This is a genomic window from Methanocella paludicola SANAE, from assembly GCF_000011005.1.
GTDB lineage: Archaea > Halobacteriota > Methanocellia > Methanocellales > Methanocellaceae > Methanocella > Methanocella paludicola.
The window spans coordinates 1,475,943-1,489,836 of sequence record NC_013665.1 but is presented as its reverse complement, the minus strand read 5'-3'; the positions used below and the strand labels follow the sequence as shown (position 1 = coordinate 1,489,836).

Genomic DNA, 13,894 nt, shown 5'->3' with positions numbered 1-13,894 from the left:
AGTTTATTTGTTCATCGGGTGGGTATGCGCATACATGTCTTTGAGCTCGTCCACGCTGTAATGGGTGTATATCTGTGTAGTGTTGAGCGATGTGTGCCCCAGGAGCTTTTGTATGGCCACCACGTTTCCCCCGTTCTGTAGCATGTGCGTGGCAAAGCTGTGCCTGAGCTTGTGTGGCGTGACTTTTTTGTTGATGCCCGCCCTTACCGCGAGTGCCTTAATATCCCGCTCGACTGTCCGGATATTGAGATCGAATAGTTTTTGCCCTTCCGGGAAGCCGGCGCAGTATGTCTCGAGCTGCGCTTTGAGCACGTCCGGCACCAGTACGATACGCTCCTTTGCTCCCTTGCCAAATACTTTAATAGTGTTTCTGTCCAGGTCTATGTCCTGCTTTTTTATGTTCACGAGTTCGGATACTCTGACTCCAGTGGCATAGAGCATTTTAACGATGAGGTTATCCCGTGGGTCCAGGGCCGTTTCAATGAGGGCCCGCATTTCGTCCTGCGTCAAATATATCGGGGCCTTTTTGTCGATCTTCACTGAGCTGATCCCCTTTGCAGGGTTAGCTGTGATATACTCGTTCTCGACGAGGAACGAATAGAACGATTTAATGATGCTCATTATGTTTGAAACATATGCTTTGGACCTATTTTGTTCGAACATCAGGTGGTTTAGATATCTTATAATCTCGTGCCTGTTTACCTGGTCTAAAGGCTTGCTACAAAATTCCTGGAAGTTGTGGAGTATCAGGCCATATTGTTTTATAGTGTTGGGGCTGGAAGATAATCTCTTTTCATCCAGGAAGATCTGTATGTAGTCCATCAATCCCACCAAAATGTTCTTTTATCCAGCTAGTATATGGTTACTTAGTAAGGCTTCATATTATAAGCCTCTTTTGGTTAATATATTTGGATACGTTATGTCGATAAATTACTATTTATCGACACGGCCCTTATTTTTAGTATTTTATCCTGAGTTCCCGGGGCTTATAATTTTCAAGGGCTAAATTATAGCATAATTTTGTAATAAAGTATGCGATTTTATCTAACATCGCTTAAATGATATATACAATGTATTGTATGTTATTTTATAGCATGTTATCACTAAGTAACCTAGGGTATTACAAAGGCTATAATATAAATAAAAATAACCACATATATTAGTAAATATAATGAAAATTAAACTTTATATATTACTATTAGTTATTAAAGATTTAATAACAATATATTATTATATAACAATTAATAAATATTATACATTTTTAATATAGACTTTATTACACAACAGCATAATATATTAATCCTTGGCAAATGAGATAAAACTATATCTTATACCGCCCGTAATATATACTAACATCAGCAAGTCCAAACAAAAAGCAGGCTATAACTATGCTGTCCGATGCGGAAATAAAAAAAACAAAATACCTTCTCAGCCTTCGTGAAAATCACTTTAACGATGGCATCCGCAATATGGACTTAACCGGCGTCGACCTGAGCAGCGTCGACCTCCACGGAATGCAGATCGTGAACGTCAAGTTCGACAGGGCTATCCTGGACAACGCCAACCTCTATGATTCGCAGCTCGTCGGCTGCAGCTTTAACGGCACGAGCTTCAGGCGCTCCATCATGCGAAAGTCGGACATTCTGGATTGCGCCTTTAATAAGGCATTATTATCCCAGGCTGACCTGAGCGAGTCGAAGCTCTATAAGCTGACTTTTTCCGAATGCGACATGCACCTGGTAAAGATGATCGGGGCCAAGGTAGTCGATTGCGCGTTCAAGAGCTGCAATATGCTGAGCGCCAACATATCGACAGTCTGTATTTCAGGCTCGAGTTTCGAGAACTGTGACCTCCAGCACATGAACGCAGAAAAATCATTTATCGCGCATTCATCGTTCGATAACGTGGAGATGGATTATACTTCAATGAACTATTCAGTGCTCTACGACAACCTGTTCAATACAGTCTCGACAAACGATATGTTAATGGTCGAGACGAAGCTGGACCTGGACAGCGCATTGTTCAGAAAGTCCAGGTCAGTAGATCTTAAAAATATCTCGAAAGGTAATGGATAGTTCATAACAGTTTTTAAACACTGAAGATCCTTAAAAATATAATTAATATAAATAATTATCTATAGTTTTAACAGTTTTATGGCATGGCAAAAATCTATAACAGTAACGTGAATAATATGATTGGATGAAAAAGCTCGACTGGCAGATACGCATAGGCCTGATATTAGTGGTCGTATCTATTGTATTGTATATATTACATTATCTGATATTCCAGAACTTCCACTTCTTATCCGAATATACGCTATTCTATTTTGCCTTCATGCCTATCGAGGTCATCTTCGTGACGCTAGTACTGGACCAGCTTCTCGAATTTCGAGAAGTAGAAGATCGTATGGAAAAGCTGAACATGGTCATCGGCGTCTTTTTTAGCGAAGAGGGCACACGGCTACTAAAGGAATTTGCGGCAAGCGATCCGGACATTGAACAAATACGGAACGACCTGGTCGTCGGCCAAAAATGGACGGACAGGCAGTTCGAGGATGTCAAAAGACGGCTTAATGACCATCCGCACAATATTGATATAAATAAAGTAGACCTGGAAAACCTGCGTAACATTCTGATAAGCAAACGCGAGTTCTCAGTCCGCCTGCTGGAAAATCCCGTACTGTTAGAGCACGAATCGTTCACTGAACTATTACGGTCCGTATTCCACCTTACCGAGGAGCTGGAGTTCAGGAAAGACCTGAAAGCGCTTCCACAGAGTGATTTGATCCATATCGACAAAGATATGGAGCGGGTATATGCCCGGCTGATCGGCACGTGGCTCGATTATATGAAATATATGAAAAAGCGGTATCCCTACCTGTATTCGCTTTCCATGAGGACCAACCCGTTCGACGTGAACGCGTCGCCTATCGTCACTCAGTAGGGTTATTCCCGGCGAACCAGTCCTGAATGCCGCCTTTGTACTCGGATACGTTCTTGAAGCCCTTCTTTGTAAGGATGTTCGCGGCGTCCGTGCTGGCATCGCACATACCCCCACTACAGTAGGTGATGACCTCCTTATCCTTGTCCAGCGTGTCGCTCATTTTATCGATATCGTACACGGGAATCGAAATGGCCCCGGGGATGTGCATTTTCTTGTAGTCCTCTTCGTCCCTGGCATCTACGATAATTACCTTTTTCGGATCGCTCAGGCGTTCCTTGAGCTCGTCCGTGCCCAGTATATTGATCCTGTTGCCTGCCATATGTAAACCACTACATTAATTCTACGCCCGTTTATAAAAAGTTTATTTCGGCCGATACCGCAATCGTTTTATAACTCTCCGGCCGTACTTTTTACGATTATACTAAAATTGAACTGTTAAAAGTGATATTAATGGATGGAAGGACGAAACAACAGCGGGAAACGCTAAGCAATGATTCTTCTGTATTACGAGGGATACTTCCTTTATCCGGCAGCACGTCCTCGTCTCTGGAAGATTCGGGAGGCAAAGCGTTCAACCTGCTGGAGCTGCTGAGAGCAGGGTTTAACGTCCCTCCGGGCTTTATCATAACTTCCGAAGTCTACAGGGAATTCATAATTAAAAATGAGCTTAGCGAAAAGATCACGAAGTGCCTGGCCGGCATCGACGTCTCTAATAAGGACAGTATCGCCTCATGTGCCTCGAAAGTCAGGGAGCTCATTCTATCGGGCGTAATAGATCAAAGCGTTATCGATGCCATTAACGATAAAATCGTCTCATTTAATAACAGTGACCTCTGGGCGGTGCGCTCATCGGCTGCGGCCGAGGACCTTCCCGAAGCGTCGTTCGCAGGCCAGCAGGACACGTTCCTGAACGTAAAAAGCGGGGACATTCCCGAATTTGTAAAGCGCTGCTGGGCTTCCTACTGGAACGAGCGCGCTATCGCATACAGGCAAAACGCCGGAATCGAGCAGTCAGGAATGGCTGTCGTCGTCCAGAGCATGGTGAACGCGTCCGCATCCGGCGTGATGTTCACGAAAGACCCGGTCAGCGGAAATGACAGGATCGTCATCGAATCGAGCTGGGGCCTCGGGGAATCCATCGTATCAGGGCTCGTCGTCCCTGACAGGTTCGTTTACGATAAAAAAGCCTCAAGTATTGTCGAGAGGAATATAAGTAAAAAAACTAAAGGCATATTTTTCTCATATAATGGCAGCACCGCGACAAGCGTGGACGATAAGCAGCAAAATGCCGCCTCATTGAGCGACGTGCAGATAAATGCACTAGCCGAGACGGGGAAAAAGATAGAACAGCATTATGGGGCTCCCCAGGATATCGAGTGGGCCATCCAGGAGGGCACTATCTATCTACTCCAGTCGAGGCCTATCACGACACTAGAGAACGACCAGACGCTCTGGACACGGGGCTACGGCGACGAGTACTGGGCCGACGTCGTGTCGCCACTATTCTTCTCGCTCCTTGGCGATTATCTTTCGAAGTACGTGCTGGACGAGGGCAATAGCATCATGGGCTATAAGGACTTAGCGGGTAAAGAGCTGATCAAGATCCATAAAGGCCACATCTATTTCAACGCCGAAGTCCTCGAAGGCGTGTTCACGTATAACCCTAAATTCTCCAGGACCCGGGACCTCTTGAACTATTTCCCGGAAAAGGATAAGGCCAGGATCGCTAACGAGCCGACAAAGCTCTTCCGCCGGGCGCTGGCGGAAGTGCGGATCGCCCTTCTCGATCCGGACGGCACGATGCCGCTTACGGATAAGGCCTACAAGAAATGGGCAAAACAATTCCTCTCCGAAATGAAGCCGTTCGACATGCTTGACCTTAAAGGCCTTAGCGATGAAGAGCTGCACAGGGAATTCGTCAAGATGGAGAACGCTCTGCTGAAGCATTACCGGCTGATCAGGTACGGCATGGTCACGCACAGCATCGGCACCAACCTTATCGCGAAAAGCTGGCTGACAAACTGGTTAGATGATAGGACGGGGGAGCTATATGCCAGGCTTATTTCTGGTCTTCCCAATAATAAGACCATCGAGACTAATATCGCGCTGGAGCGGCTCGCGAGGGATGCCAGGGCTGACCCGGCGCTCATGCAACTTTTAAAGAATACGCCATCCTGCGACGTCATGGCTAACCTGGAAAGCGATCTGAAGTATAAAAAATTCCTATCCTCACTCGAGCAATTCCTGGCCGACTATGGCCACCGCTCATTCACCAGGGAAATATTCTTCCCGCGGTGGGCGAACGACCCGTCCCTGGTCGTCGATATCGTCAAGTCGCTCGCCCAGGGGAAGGATAGCCGCATCGAGGAGCAGGAACAGCAGCGCCTCGAGGAGCGGCTTGAGACGCAAAAGCTGGTCTCGAAAAAGCTCGGGCTCATAAAGGGCCCTGTATTCAATATCGTATTAAATTATGCCCAGGTATACCTGATCTTCAGGGAAAACCAGCGCTTCTATCTCGACCACCAGATCTACCGGCAGCGCCGGCTCTTTATGGAATACGGGCGGCGCTTCGTGGAACGGAAGCTTATTGAGCGGCAGGATGACATATTTTTCCTCTCTAAAGAGGAGATATTCGCGCTTGCGAAGAGCGGAGATAAGGGCATTAAAAGCATTATCCGGGCCAGGCGCATGGATTTCGAAAGGTACCGGGATACTCTGCCGCCGAAGTTCCTGAGAGGGGGCGTCGACTTTGACGACCCGCAAACGCTCGATGAAAATACCCGGGTGATAAACGGGACCTCATCAAGCCCCGGCATTGCGACCGGCAGGATCCGGATCGTGGATACGATCAGCGCGCTCTCCTCAGTGGAGGATGGCGACATACTTGTCACGCAAAACACTGACCCCGGCTGGACGCCCGTCTTTTCTCGCATCGGGGCGCTCGTGACCGAGACCGGCGGCATCCTGTCGCACGGCGCGGTCGTTTCGAGAGAATACAGGATACCGGCGGTTACGGCCGTACGCAACGCGACCCATCTACTCAAGACCGGCCAAAAAGTCCGGGTCGATGGGAACGAAGGTATCATCTACATACTGGAGGAATAAGCGTTGGATACTGATCTCATACACGAGTTCGGCTCCCACACGGAGTGGAACGAGAGCTTTTACTTTAATTTTTATGATCGTTCGAGCGACGTTTGTGGCTTCATGCGTATCGGGCTTAAGCCGAATAAGAACGAGAAAAGCGTTTTTTGTTTTTTATTATTGCCTGACGGCAGCATCGTTGGCTTTAAGGGTGATACGCCGTATTCCGGCCCTGAGCTTTCGGTAAACGGGTTGACGTTCACGAAGGTTATGCCCGAGAAGCACTGGAAGCTGGATTTTAAGGGTATGATGGTGAAACTTGCCAGCCAGCCACAGCCCGTAAGCGCTACTTTTGACCTGGAGTTCGAGGCAATGAACCGGATGTTCGACTACCGGTCATGCGTAAACGCCGAAAAAGAGGCGATGTCGAAGAGCGTCGTCTCCGAGCACCTTGAGCAGTTCGGCCGTATCACGGGAACGCTCAGCATCGGGGATAGGTCCTATAATATAAACGGCCTGGGAGAAAGAGACCATTCATGGGGCATCCGCGAATGGACAGCGCCGAAAATGTGGATATGGCTTACATGCCAGTTCTCGGAAAAAGAGGGCCTGAACGTCACGAAGCTCGCAGTCGAGCAGGGCGAGGTGGACGCGGGGTTCGTGCACCTGAACGGCATGAGCATGCCGCTGGACGCCGTTTCTATCGATACGAAATACGGTGCTGACGGGGGCCCGAAGTCGTTCCGCATGATAATGAAGGATAAGGACGGCAAGCAGTATTACATTGATGCCGAGATACTCCGGCAGGTCATGATGCCCTTCGATAGCCCGGATAAGAAAGGATCGTCCATCATGTACGAAACCCTGGCCAGGTATCGTATGGATGGTAAGACGGGCTATGGCATCGCCGAATACCTTATTAAAAAGTCATAGGCTCTAACAATGAAAAATAACTATGATGTTATCGTAGTCGGCGCAGGCCCCGCCGGATCCGTAGCAGCTACGACAGCAGCACGAAAGGGGCTCGACGTACTTTTGATCGAGAAGCGGCAGGAGATCGGAGTGCCCGTCCGCTGCGCCGAGGGCGTGATAAAGGCAGGACTGGACGAGTTCATAGAATACGACCCTAAATGGGTATGCGCCGAGGTCCGCCGCGGGCGTATTCATGCCCCCGATGGCAACATGTTATGCTTTTCCCAGGAGGACACTGCCGGATATATCCTGGACCGTAAGATCTTTGACCGCTCGCTTGCGAAAACGGCTGCGCATGCGGGCTCGGAAGTCCAGGTAAAAACACAGGCCACGGGGCTGATCATAGAAGATGGCTGCGTAAAAGGCATAACGGGTAAATGCAGAGGGCAGGAGTTCGAAGCCCGTGCAAAAGTCATCATCGGCGCTGACGGCGTAGAATCGAAGATCGGCCGCCAGGCCGGCCTGTTAGGCCCTCTCAGGCTAAAAGACGTGGAGTCATGCGCGGAATTCCTCGTCTCCGGCATCGACATCGATCCCGACTGCCTCGAGCTATACTTCGGTAATAAGCTATCCCCGGGAGGATATCTTTGGGTATTCCCCAAGGGAAAGAATGAGGCCAATATAGGCGTAGCGAACCTGGCTGACCGCTTAAATGGGGCACATCCCATAGATTACCTTGAACGGTATGTAAGTGAGCATTTTCCCGACGGTAAGATCATCCAGGTCGTCTCAGGAGCCGTACCGGTTTGCAATTTACCCGGCCGCTTATCTATGAGCGGGCTCTTGCTCGCCGGCGACGGCGCCAGGCTCGTCGACCCGCTCCTCGGAGCGGGCATCATGAATGCCATGATCAGCGGACGGATGGCGGGCAACATTGCGGCCAACGCGATAAATGCAGGAGACGTATCAGCAAAAGCGCTGAAAACGTATGACCATGAGATCAGATCGACCATAGGTAAGGCGATCCGTCGCAATTACCGCGTTAAGGAATTCATCGTAGGCTCCAGCGACCTTCAGATGAACCTGATGATCGCCGCAGCCAAAAAACTGAACGTGGAGAGCATCCCAGTTTCAGAGATCTTTTTAGAGGTCACGACAAATGGCCTGCCCATCATGAAAGTAGTCCGTATGGTCAATTAAACATTCCTTAGCAGGGACGCTGCGGCAGCTATCATACATAGTGCCGCCGAAACGAACATCACGTTACTAACGATAGGTATCAGCGTCGATCCCGCCTCGAGTATAGGCCCGCTATATCCCGCCATGGTTAGCTGGAAGGTGACCAGGATGGCCGATATGGATACGCCCAGCGCCATGCCGAGATTCCTGATAGTCGACGTGACGCTGGAAGCGATGCCCAGCTTGCGTGGGGGCAGAGAGCCCATTGTTTCGGTATTGTTCGGGCTCTGGAAGAGGGAGCCCCCGATGCCCGATAGGATGAATATGCCGACAGCGATCATCACGTTAAAGTTCCTGACGAGCAGGCCCATGGCAACGTATCCGAGCGCGGATATTACCATCCCGATGCACGCATAATACTTTGAGCGCGTGCGGTCATAGAGCATGCCCGTTACGGGCGCGGCGATGACCATGACCATGGGCGTCACAAGGTAAAGTATGCCGACCTGGGACGCCGAATAGTGCAGGACGCCCTGGAAGTAGAACGGGCCTACTATGCTGAGCATGAAATTGGCGATGAATGTGAGTATCATGGCCAGCACGGGCAGGGTGAACTTTTTTATCCGGAATATGGATAGGTCCAGAAGCGGCCCGGCACAGTGTGATTCCCTGTATATGAAAGCTACAAAGGAGACTATGGCCAATACGGCTAGTGCGGTGGCTACCGGGCTCATGGAGACATTTTTCCCCAGGTCTCCAAGGAACAGCATTAGCGATACCATGGATACAATGAGAATTGCGGAGCCCGGCCAGTCAATATCCAGCTTATCCGACTTGAGCTCGTTGACATTGAGGTATTTCAGGGAAAGGGCCAGCAGAATGATGCCGATGGGTACATTGATAAGGAAAATGTATTCCCACCCAAGCGTATCTACAATGAGGCCACCGAGCACAGGGCCGGCGATGCTGCCGATGGCAACGGCAGAGCCCAGGAACCCCATAGCTTTGCCCCTTTCGTTCTCCGGGAACGCCTGGAACAGGATTGCGCCGCTTATGGAAAAGACCATGGCCGCCCCGAACCCCTGTATCACCCGGCAAACAATGAGCATGATGAGGCTGGACGACAGGCCGCAGGCCAGAGAGCTCAGGGTGAAGATGGTAAACCCTACCATGAACAGGTTTACCTTGCCGAAATATTCCGAAAGCCTGCCGAAAATGAGCAGCAGGCTGGTCATGGTAAGCAGGTATGCCGTGATCGTCCATTGAGAGGAGGAAACGTCGACATTGAAGTACGCAGTAATGGTCGGAAGGGCGATGCTCACCACGGTGCCGTCGATGACGGACATCATGATGCCCATGAGCACGATGACCATGATGATATAGCGGTTTTTATAAGCGCCCGTGTCTTCGTTTATTATTTCCGTTATCATTGTCGGCATTCGAAGCAAATACTGGTTGCCGTCATATTATAGTATCGTTCACTCAGATACGAGTAATTAGCTTTTTTACGCTTGAGCGCATGATAGTAAGTGATCGATATGCCCGCAAAGAAAGAAGCACCCGAGAAAGAAAAATTGATCGGAAAGGCCATAAAGATGAGCGACCTGGTCGGCTACCAGCCCGGCTCGGTCGTGAGCCGCGAGGTCATCAATAAGACGACCGGTACCGTGACTATCTTTGCCTTCGACGAGGGCGAGGGACTGAGCACGCATTCGGCCCCGTTCGATGCGATGGTCGTCGCCGTGGACGGCGAGGTCGAGATAACCATCGACGATCAGCCCAATCACCTGAAGGCCGGCGACATGATCATCATGCCCGCGGGCCATCCTCACTCTGTCAAGGCGCTAAAAAAATTTAAGATGCTCCTGATCATGATACGGTCAAAAGAATAAAAAACTGTTCCTATTTTTTCTTTTGTTCTTTTGTCTCCCCCTTCTCTTTTCGGGTTTTATTGACCGTAGCGGCTGCGATGCGCTTCGCCGTCTCTTCCGGACGGCCCTCTTTCTCCATCTCGGACTTCTTTATGTGCTCGTACTGGCGCTCCCGCTTAGGGCTCCACTCCTTTTCCGGCATTTTAGTTCACCCATTCATAGCCTGGCACGCAGTGTTTAATATAATTCTCCGTTTTTTTGCGGACAACGTTATTATAATAATGTGGGACGAACATATTTTACTTGATGCCTATGGAATCAAACGTTGAAGAGAGTATCGGCAAGCTTCAAAAAATGGTTGAAGCTGACCCGAATAACCAGGAAGCCCGCATGATGCTCGGCCTTGCTTATGGGACCCGGGGACAATACCAGGAAGCGATAAAAGAGCTTGAAGCCGCGGTGAAGATGAAGCCGGAGAACCCGGAAGCCCACTTTGACCTCGGACTTGCCTATAATATGATGGATGACCTGGACAATGCTGTAAAAGAGTATAATGAGACATTACGCTTAAAGCCAGATCATCTCGACGCCATGTTAAATCTGGCCAATGCATACCTGGCCATGGGCAACGCTGACGATGCGCTTGGCTTATTCAAGGACATGATCGCTAAGAACCCGGAGTCGGCTGAAGTTTTTGCGAGCTTCGGTGTTGCGCTGGCCTCGGCCGGATACCTCGACGATGCCGAGGAGATGCTGAAGAAGGCTATCGCAAAAGACCCGCGCTCCTTCGACGGGCACCTGTTCCTCGCCGGCGTATACATGGATAAGGGTGAGGTCGACGACGCCATCAAGGAGTACCGCATCGCAGCAACGATATCACCCGAGGAGCCCTCCGTCTTCTATAACTGGGGCTTTGCGCTGTCGGAAAAAGGCCTGACCATGGACGCCATCGAGAAGTACCAGATCGCCGTCCACCTGGACCCGGGTTTTGTCGAAGCCCGGTATAACCTTGCCTCGATGCTGGCAAAACAGAACCGGCTCGACGAGGCCATCACTGAGCTAAAGGAGACCATTAAGGCCGACCCATCCTTCGCTGACGCTCACAACATGCTGGGCGTTATATATACGGCTAAAGAGTTCACCCGGGCTGCTATCAATGAGCTCGAGGAGGCCGTGAAGCTGGATCCTGACTTTGCCGTTGCCTATAATAATCTGGGCATGGTGTACTACGGCCAGGAGCAATATGATGAAGCTATCAAGGTTTTCGAGCAGGCGCTGAAGATCGATCCGGGCTACTTTGAGGCTCAGAATAACTTGAAGAATGCTCAGGCTAAAAAGTTGAACAAGCCCTAATTTTTTTATTAAATAATAGCTGTCTCTATTAGCCACTTTCGCTCAATGGTTTGGTGTTTTTGTGTCTATAACCGAACTATTAAGCGTTTGTCGATATACCGGTCTTGTCCAGTATGTTGTTGAATTATGGTTAAGTATATCCTTTTCAAATGCCTATTCTGGACAGTATGCCGGTGAAACGTGTATGTATCTTCTGCGGGTCGAGCCCCGGGTCAAGGCCCATATATTTAGAAAAAGCCCGAGAAATGGGCCGCGTGCTGGCTGAAAGCCACATCGGGCTTGTCTACGGTGGCGGCAAGGTCGGAATGATGGGCGCCGTGGCAGAGGCGACTATGGAAGCTAAAGGCGAAGTCATCGGCGTGATACCTGGAGATCTCGTAAGAAAGGAAGTAGCCTTTACCGGGATAACGGACCTTCGAGTAGTTAATTCTATGCACGAGCGTAAGGCGCTCATGGCCCAGTTATCAGACGCATTCATCGCACTCCCCGGCGGCCTGGGCACGATCGAGGAATTCTTCGAGATACTCACTTGGGCGCAGCTTGGCATCCACAAAAAGCCGTGCGGCTTCCTGAACGTGGACGGCTATTATGATAAGATGATCCAGTTCATCGATTACGCCGTAAGAGAACAATTCATCGGTCCCGGAGGCAGGTCGCTAATACTTGTAGATGACGACCCGATGGCATTATTAAAAAAGTTCCAGGCCTACCAGCCCCCGACGATCGACAAGGCGGCGTGGGCGCTGGCGCTAGCGAATAACCATATTTCGAAGACTTAGCTGATGCCCTTTTTTGCGAGCGCGTCCTTCAGGAAGGCCTTGAATCTCTCCATGTCTTCAAGCGTGCTGAAGCCGCCGTTCGCCCAGTTGTCCTTTCCTCCGCCTTTGCCGTTAAATGAGACGAGATTCTCTTTGAGCATCTTACCGCAGCTAATATCGAATTTACCGCTGTGCGCAAAGAGCAGGCGCTTATCGGGGACGGACGCCAGGATAACGACGAATTCGCCCGACTCAAGCAGGTATTTGGCAAGAGTACCGATGTCGGCAAAGCTCTTATCGCCATAGGACCTATCGATCACTTTTGAGGTAGCCGAGGCTGAGATCTCCTTCGCTTCCACCCGGAGCATCTTATCCTTGATCTCCGTAAGCTCTTTCTGAGTATTCCTGAGCTGTGCGGCGAGGGCTTCCGTCTTCGCGAGCACATCGCCCTCGGACATACGATAAAGATGAACGAGGCCAGTGACAATATCCTGCTTAAACTGGTAGTCTTTTAGGGCGCGCTTCCCGCATTTAAAGTATACGCGGGTCTCGGCGCCCCGCTTCTCCGTCTTAACGATCTTTATAATACCTATCTCGCCTGTTCTCCTGACATGGGTACCGCAGCAGGGCGACCGGTCGATAGAGGTGATCTCCACGATACGGACCTCACCCTCCTTAGGAGGGGTCTTCCGTAATGTCATCTCGCTGGCGACTTCAGGCGTCACGACGCTGATCACGACTGGCAGATCCTTATAGATATAGGCGTTAACCTCTTCCTCTACCGTCATAAGCATTTGTGCGGGCATATCCGGCATAGCCACATCAATAGAGAGCTCATCCATGCCCATGTGCAGGCTCGACGTCTTACACTGGTACAGCTTGAATAGCACGGCCGAGAGCAGGTGCTGGCCGCTGTGCTGCTGCATGAGGTCGAACCGCCTGTCAAAATCAATAATACAGGATACCGTTTTATTAGCAGGGGCTTTGCCCAGCACATGAACGACGTGCCCATCCTGCTCGATAACATCGTCCACGGGTATCCCGTCGATGGTGCCGCGGTCCGACGGCTGGCCACCGCCACCCGGGTAGAACGCGGTCTCGCTCAGCACGACCCGAACCGACCCTTCCCTTTGCTCGATACTGACGACGTCCGCCGTCCACTCCGTCGTATACGGCGAATCACAATAAAGCCGATGCTCCATATTGCGAAGATGGTATGGCCTCAACCATCTTGATAGTATCGATTAAAAGAAGAAAAGGGCTCAGGTATATACCGTATTCGTATCTGTGAAGAATTGATCGAGAATAGTTTCGCTGGTGATCTGCCACCTGCCCTCATAGAAAATGATAGATACGGCGCTGTCGACCGGGTGCTCCTTCATGATGAACTGTTGCTGCCTGTAGTCGATGGGGATATTGATAAAGTCCTCCTCATCGAGCTGGACTTGAGCAAAAACCTGTTTGTTGAACGGGTTCCAGTGTTTAGTAAAGCCTTTCAACGTGCCCAGGATGGGCCTCATGACCAGGTTCTTCTTCATCATTCGCCACCTGTATATTCACTTGCTAAATAATTGATTTGGATATATACGATAATAAACATTTCGATATAATGTTAAGTATTGTAAATCTTTGACGATTTTCATTCAAATTAACGAAAAAGCCTATCAAATCAAACAAATTGTTCTTAAAACGATAATTCTTTTTACACTATAGAAAATAAAGGCGAAAAAACAGCGAAATATAAATAATATATTTATACTTAAATAGCCTGATGCAATGCCATAGCATTTAACC

14 protein-coding genes are annotated in these 13,894 nt (G+C 49.7%); 8 read left to right on the top strand and 6 right to left on the bottom strand.

Features of this window, described 5'->3' with window-relative positions:
• Positions 1-3: 3 nt before the first annotated feature.
• Positions 4-822, bottom strand: coding sequence for a site-specific tyrosine recombinase/integron integrase (xerA, locus tag MCP_RS07495; RefSeq protein WP_012900237.1), 819 nt, complete (start codon positions 820-822; stop codon positions 4-6).
• 647 nt (positions 823-1,469) lie between these two features.
• Between xerA and MCP_RS07490 the strand changes: the two genes are divergently transcribed.
• Positions 1,470-2,075: a pentapeptide repeat-containing protein gene (locus MCP_RS07490; protein ID WP_231845033.1), complete on the top strand. Its 606-nt coding sequence runs from the start codon at positions 1,470-1,472 to the stop codon at positions 2,073-2,075.
• A 124-nt stretch (positions 2,076-2,199) separates the two neighbouring features.
• Positions 2,200-2,943 carry a hypothetical protein gene (locus MCP_RS07485; protein ID WP_012900235.1) on the top strand — a complete coding sequence of 248 codons (744 nt, stop codon included), beginning with the start codon at positions 2,200-2,202 and terminating at the stop codon, positions 2,941-2,943.
• On the opposite strand, the gene MCP_RS07480 is transcribed toward MCP_RS07485, so the two are convergent.
• Positions 2,933-3,262, bottom strand: coding sequence for a rhodanese-like domain-containing protein (locus MCP_RS07480; protein ID WP_012900234.1), 330 nt, complete (start codon positions 3,260-3,262; stop codon positions 2,933-2,935). The genes MCP_RS07485 and MCP_RS07480 overlap by 11 nt on opposite strands.
• Before the next feature lie 131 nt (positions 3,263-3,393).
• On the opposite strand from MCP_RS07480, the gene MCP_RS07475 reads away from it, so the two are divergent.
• From MCP_RS07475 to MCP_RS07465, 3 genes are read left to right on the top strand one after another with little or no spacing between them, the layout of a single operon-like run.
• On the top strand, positions 3,394-6,048 hold the full coding sequence (locus MCP_RS07475) for a PEP/pyruvate-binding domain-containing protein (RefSeq protein WP_012900233.1): 2,655 nt from the start codon (positions 3,394-3,396) through the stop codon (positions 6,046-6,048).
• Between the two features lie 3 nt (positions 6,049-6,051).
• Positions 6,052-6,960 carry a DUF7065 domain-containing protein gene (locus MCP_RS07470; RefSeq protein WP_012900232.1) on the top strand — a complete coding sequence of 303 codons (909 nt, stop codon included), beginning with the start codon at positions 6,052-6,054 and terminating at the stop codon, positions 6,958-6,960.
• Between the two features lie 9 nt (positions 6,961-6,969).
• Positions 6,970-8,139, top strand: a complete 1,170-nt coding sequence (locus tag MCP_RS07465; RefSeq protein ID WP_012900231.1) for a geranylgeranyl reductase family protein — start codon at positions 6,970-6,972, stop codon at positions 8,137-8,139.
• Here MCP_RS07465 and MCP_RS07460 read toward each other — a convergent pair.
• The gene (locus tag MCP_RS07460) at positions 8,136-9,557 is read right to left on the bottom strand and encodes an MFS transporter (RefSeq protein WP_231845032.1); all 1,422 of its coding nucleotides are present in this window, start codon (positions 9,555-9,557) and stop codon (positions 8,136-8,138) included. The genes MCP_RS07465 and MCP_RS07460 overlap by 4 nt on opposite strands.
• 99 nt (positions 9,558-9,656) lie before the next feature.
• On the opposite strand from MCP_RS07460, the gene MCP_RS07455 reads away from it, so the two are divergent.
• Positions 9,657-10,010: a cupin domain-containing protein gene (locus MCP_RS07455; RefSeq protein ID WP_128567274.1), complete on the top strand. Its 354-nt coding sequence runs from the start codon at positions 9,657-9,659 to the stop codon at positions 10,008-10,010.
• A 10-nt stretch (positions 10,011-10,020) separates the two neighbouring features.
• Here MCP_RS07455 and MCP_RS15860 read toward each other — a convergent pair whose 3' ends face one another.
• On the bottom strand, positions 10,021-10,191 hold the full coding sequence (locus tag MCP_RS15860) for a hypothetical protein (protein ID WP_012900228.1): 171 nt from the start codon (positions 10,189-10,191) through the stop codon (positions 10,021-10,023).
• A 104-nt stretch (positions 10,192-10,295) separates the two neighbouring features.
• Here MCP_RS15860 and MCP_RS07450 point away from each other — a divergent pair, with 104 nt between their 5' ends.
• Complete coding sequence (locus tag MCP_RS07450) at positions 10,296-11,342, top strand: tetratricopeptide repeat protein (RefSeq protein ID WP_012900227.1); 1,047 nt, start codon at positions 10,296-10,298, stop codon at positions 11,340-11,342.
• 167 nt (positions 11,343-11,509) lie between these two features.
• Complete coding sequence (locus tag MCP_RS07445) at positions 11,510-12,121, top strand: TIGR00730 family Rossman fold protein (RefSeq protein WP_012900226.1); 612 nt, start codon at positions 11,510-11,512, stop codon at positions 12,119-12,121.
• Here the strand turns inward: MCP_RS07445 and MCP_RS07440 are convergent.
• Both MCP_RS07440 and MCP_RS07435 read right to left on the bottom strand, forming a co-directional pair.
• Complete coding sequence (locus tag MCP_RS07440; RefSeq protein ID WP_128859989.1) at positions 12,118-13,302, bottom strand: alanyl-tRNA editing protein; 1,185 nt, start codon at positions 13,300-13,302, stop codon at positions 12,118-12,120. The two genes, MCP_RS07445 and MCP_RS07440, sit on opposite strands and share 4 nt — an antisense overlap.
• 60 nt (positions 13,303-13,362) lie before the next feature.
• Positions 13,363-13,641: a hypothetical protein gene (locus MCP_RS07435; RefSeq protein WP_012900224.1), complete on the bottom strand. Its 279-nt coding sequence runs from the start codon at positions 13,639-13,641 to the stop codon at positions 13,363-13,365.
• Positions 13,642-13,894: the final 253 nt, after the last annotated feature.

Coding starts and splice junctions, on each gene's coding strand:
- xerA (WP_012900237.1), bottom strand. CDS start 822: ATGGACTACATACAGATCTTCCTGGATGAAAAGAGATTATCTTCCAGC.
- MCP_RS07490 (WP_231845033.1), top strand. CDS start 1,470: ATGGACTTAACCGGCGTCGACCTGAGCAGCGTCGACCTCCACGGAATG.
- MCP_RS07485 (WP_012900235.1), top strand. CDS start 2,200: ATGAAAAAGCTCGACTGGCAGATACGCATAGGCCTGATATTAGTGGTC.
- MCP_RS07480 (WP_012900234.1), bottom strand. CDS start 3,262: ATGGCAGGCAACAGGATCAATATACTGGGCACGGACGAGCTCAAGGAA.
- MCP_RS07475 (WP_012900233.1), top strand. CDS start 3,394: ATGGATGGAAGGACGAAACAACAGCGGGAAACGCTAAGCAATGATTCT.
- MCP_RS07465 (WP_012900231.1), top strand. CDS start 6,970: ATGAAAAATAACTATGATGTTATCGTAGTCGGCGCAGGCCCCGCCGGA.
- MCP_RS07460 (WP_231845032.1), bottom strand. CDS start 9,557: ATGCCGACAATGATAACGGAAATAATAAACGAAGACACGGGCGCTTAT.
- MCP_RS07455 (WP_128567274.1), top strand. CDS start 9,657: ATGCCCGCAAAGAAAGAAGCACCCGAGAAAGAAAAATTGATCGGAAAG.
- MCP_RS15860 (WP_012900228.1), bottom strand. CDS start 10,191: ATGCCGGAAAAGGAGTGGAGCCCTAAGCGGGAGCGCCAGTACGAGCAC.
- MCP_RS07450 (WP_012900227.1), top strand. CDS start 10,296: ATGCCTATGGAATCAAACGTTGAAGAGAGTATCGGCAAGCTTCAAAAA.
- MCP_RS07445 (WP_012900226.1), top strand. CDS start 11,510: ATGCCGGTGAAACGTGTATGTATCTTCTGCGGGTCGAGCCCCGGGTCA.
- MCP_RS07440 (WP_128859989.1), bottom strand. CDS start 13,302: ATGGAGCATCGGCTTTATTGTGATTCGCCGTATACGACGGAGTGGACG.
- MCP_RS07435 (WP_012900224.1), bottom strand. CDS start 13,641: ATGATGAAGAAGAACCTGGTCATGAGGCCCATCCTGGGCACGTTGAAA.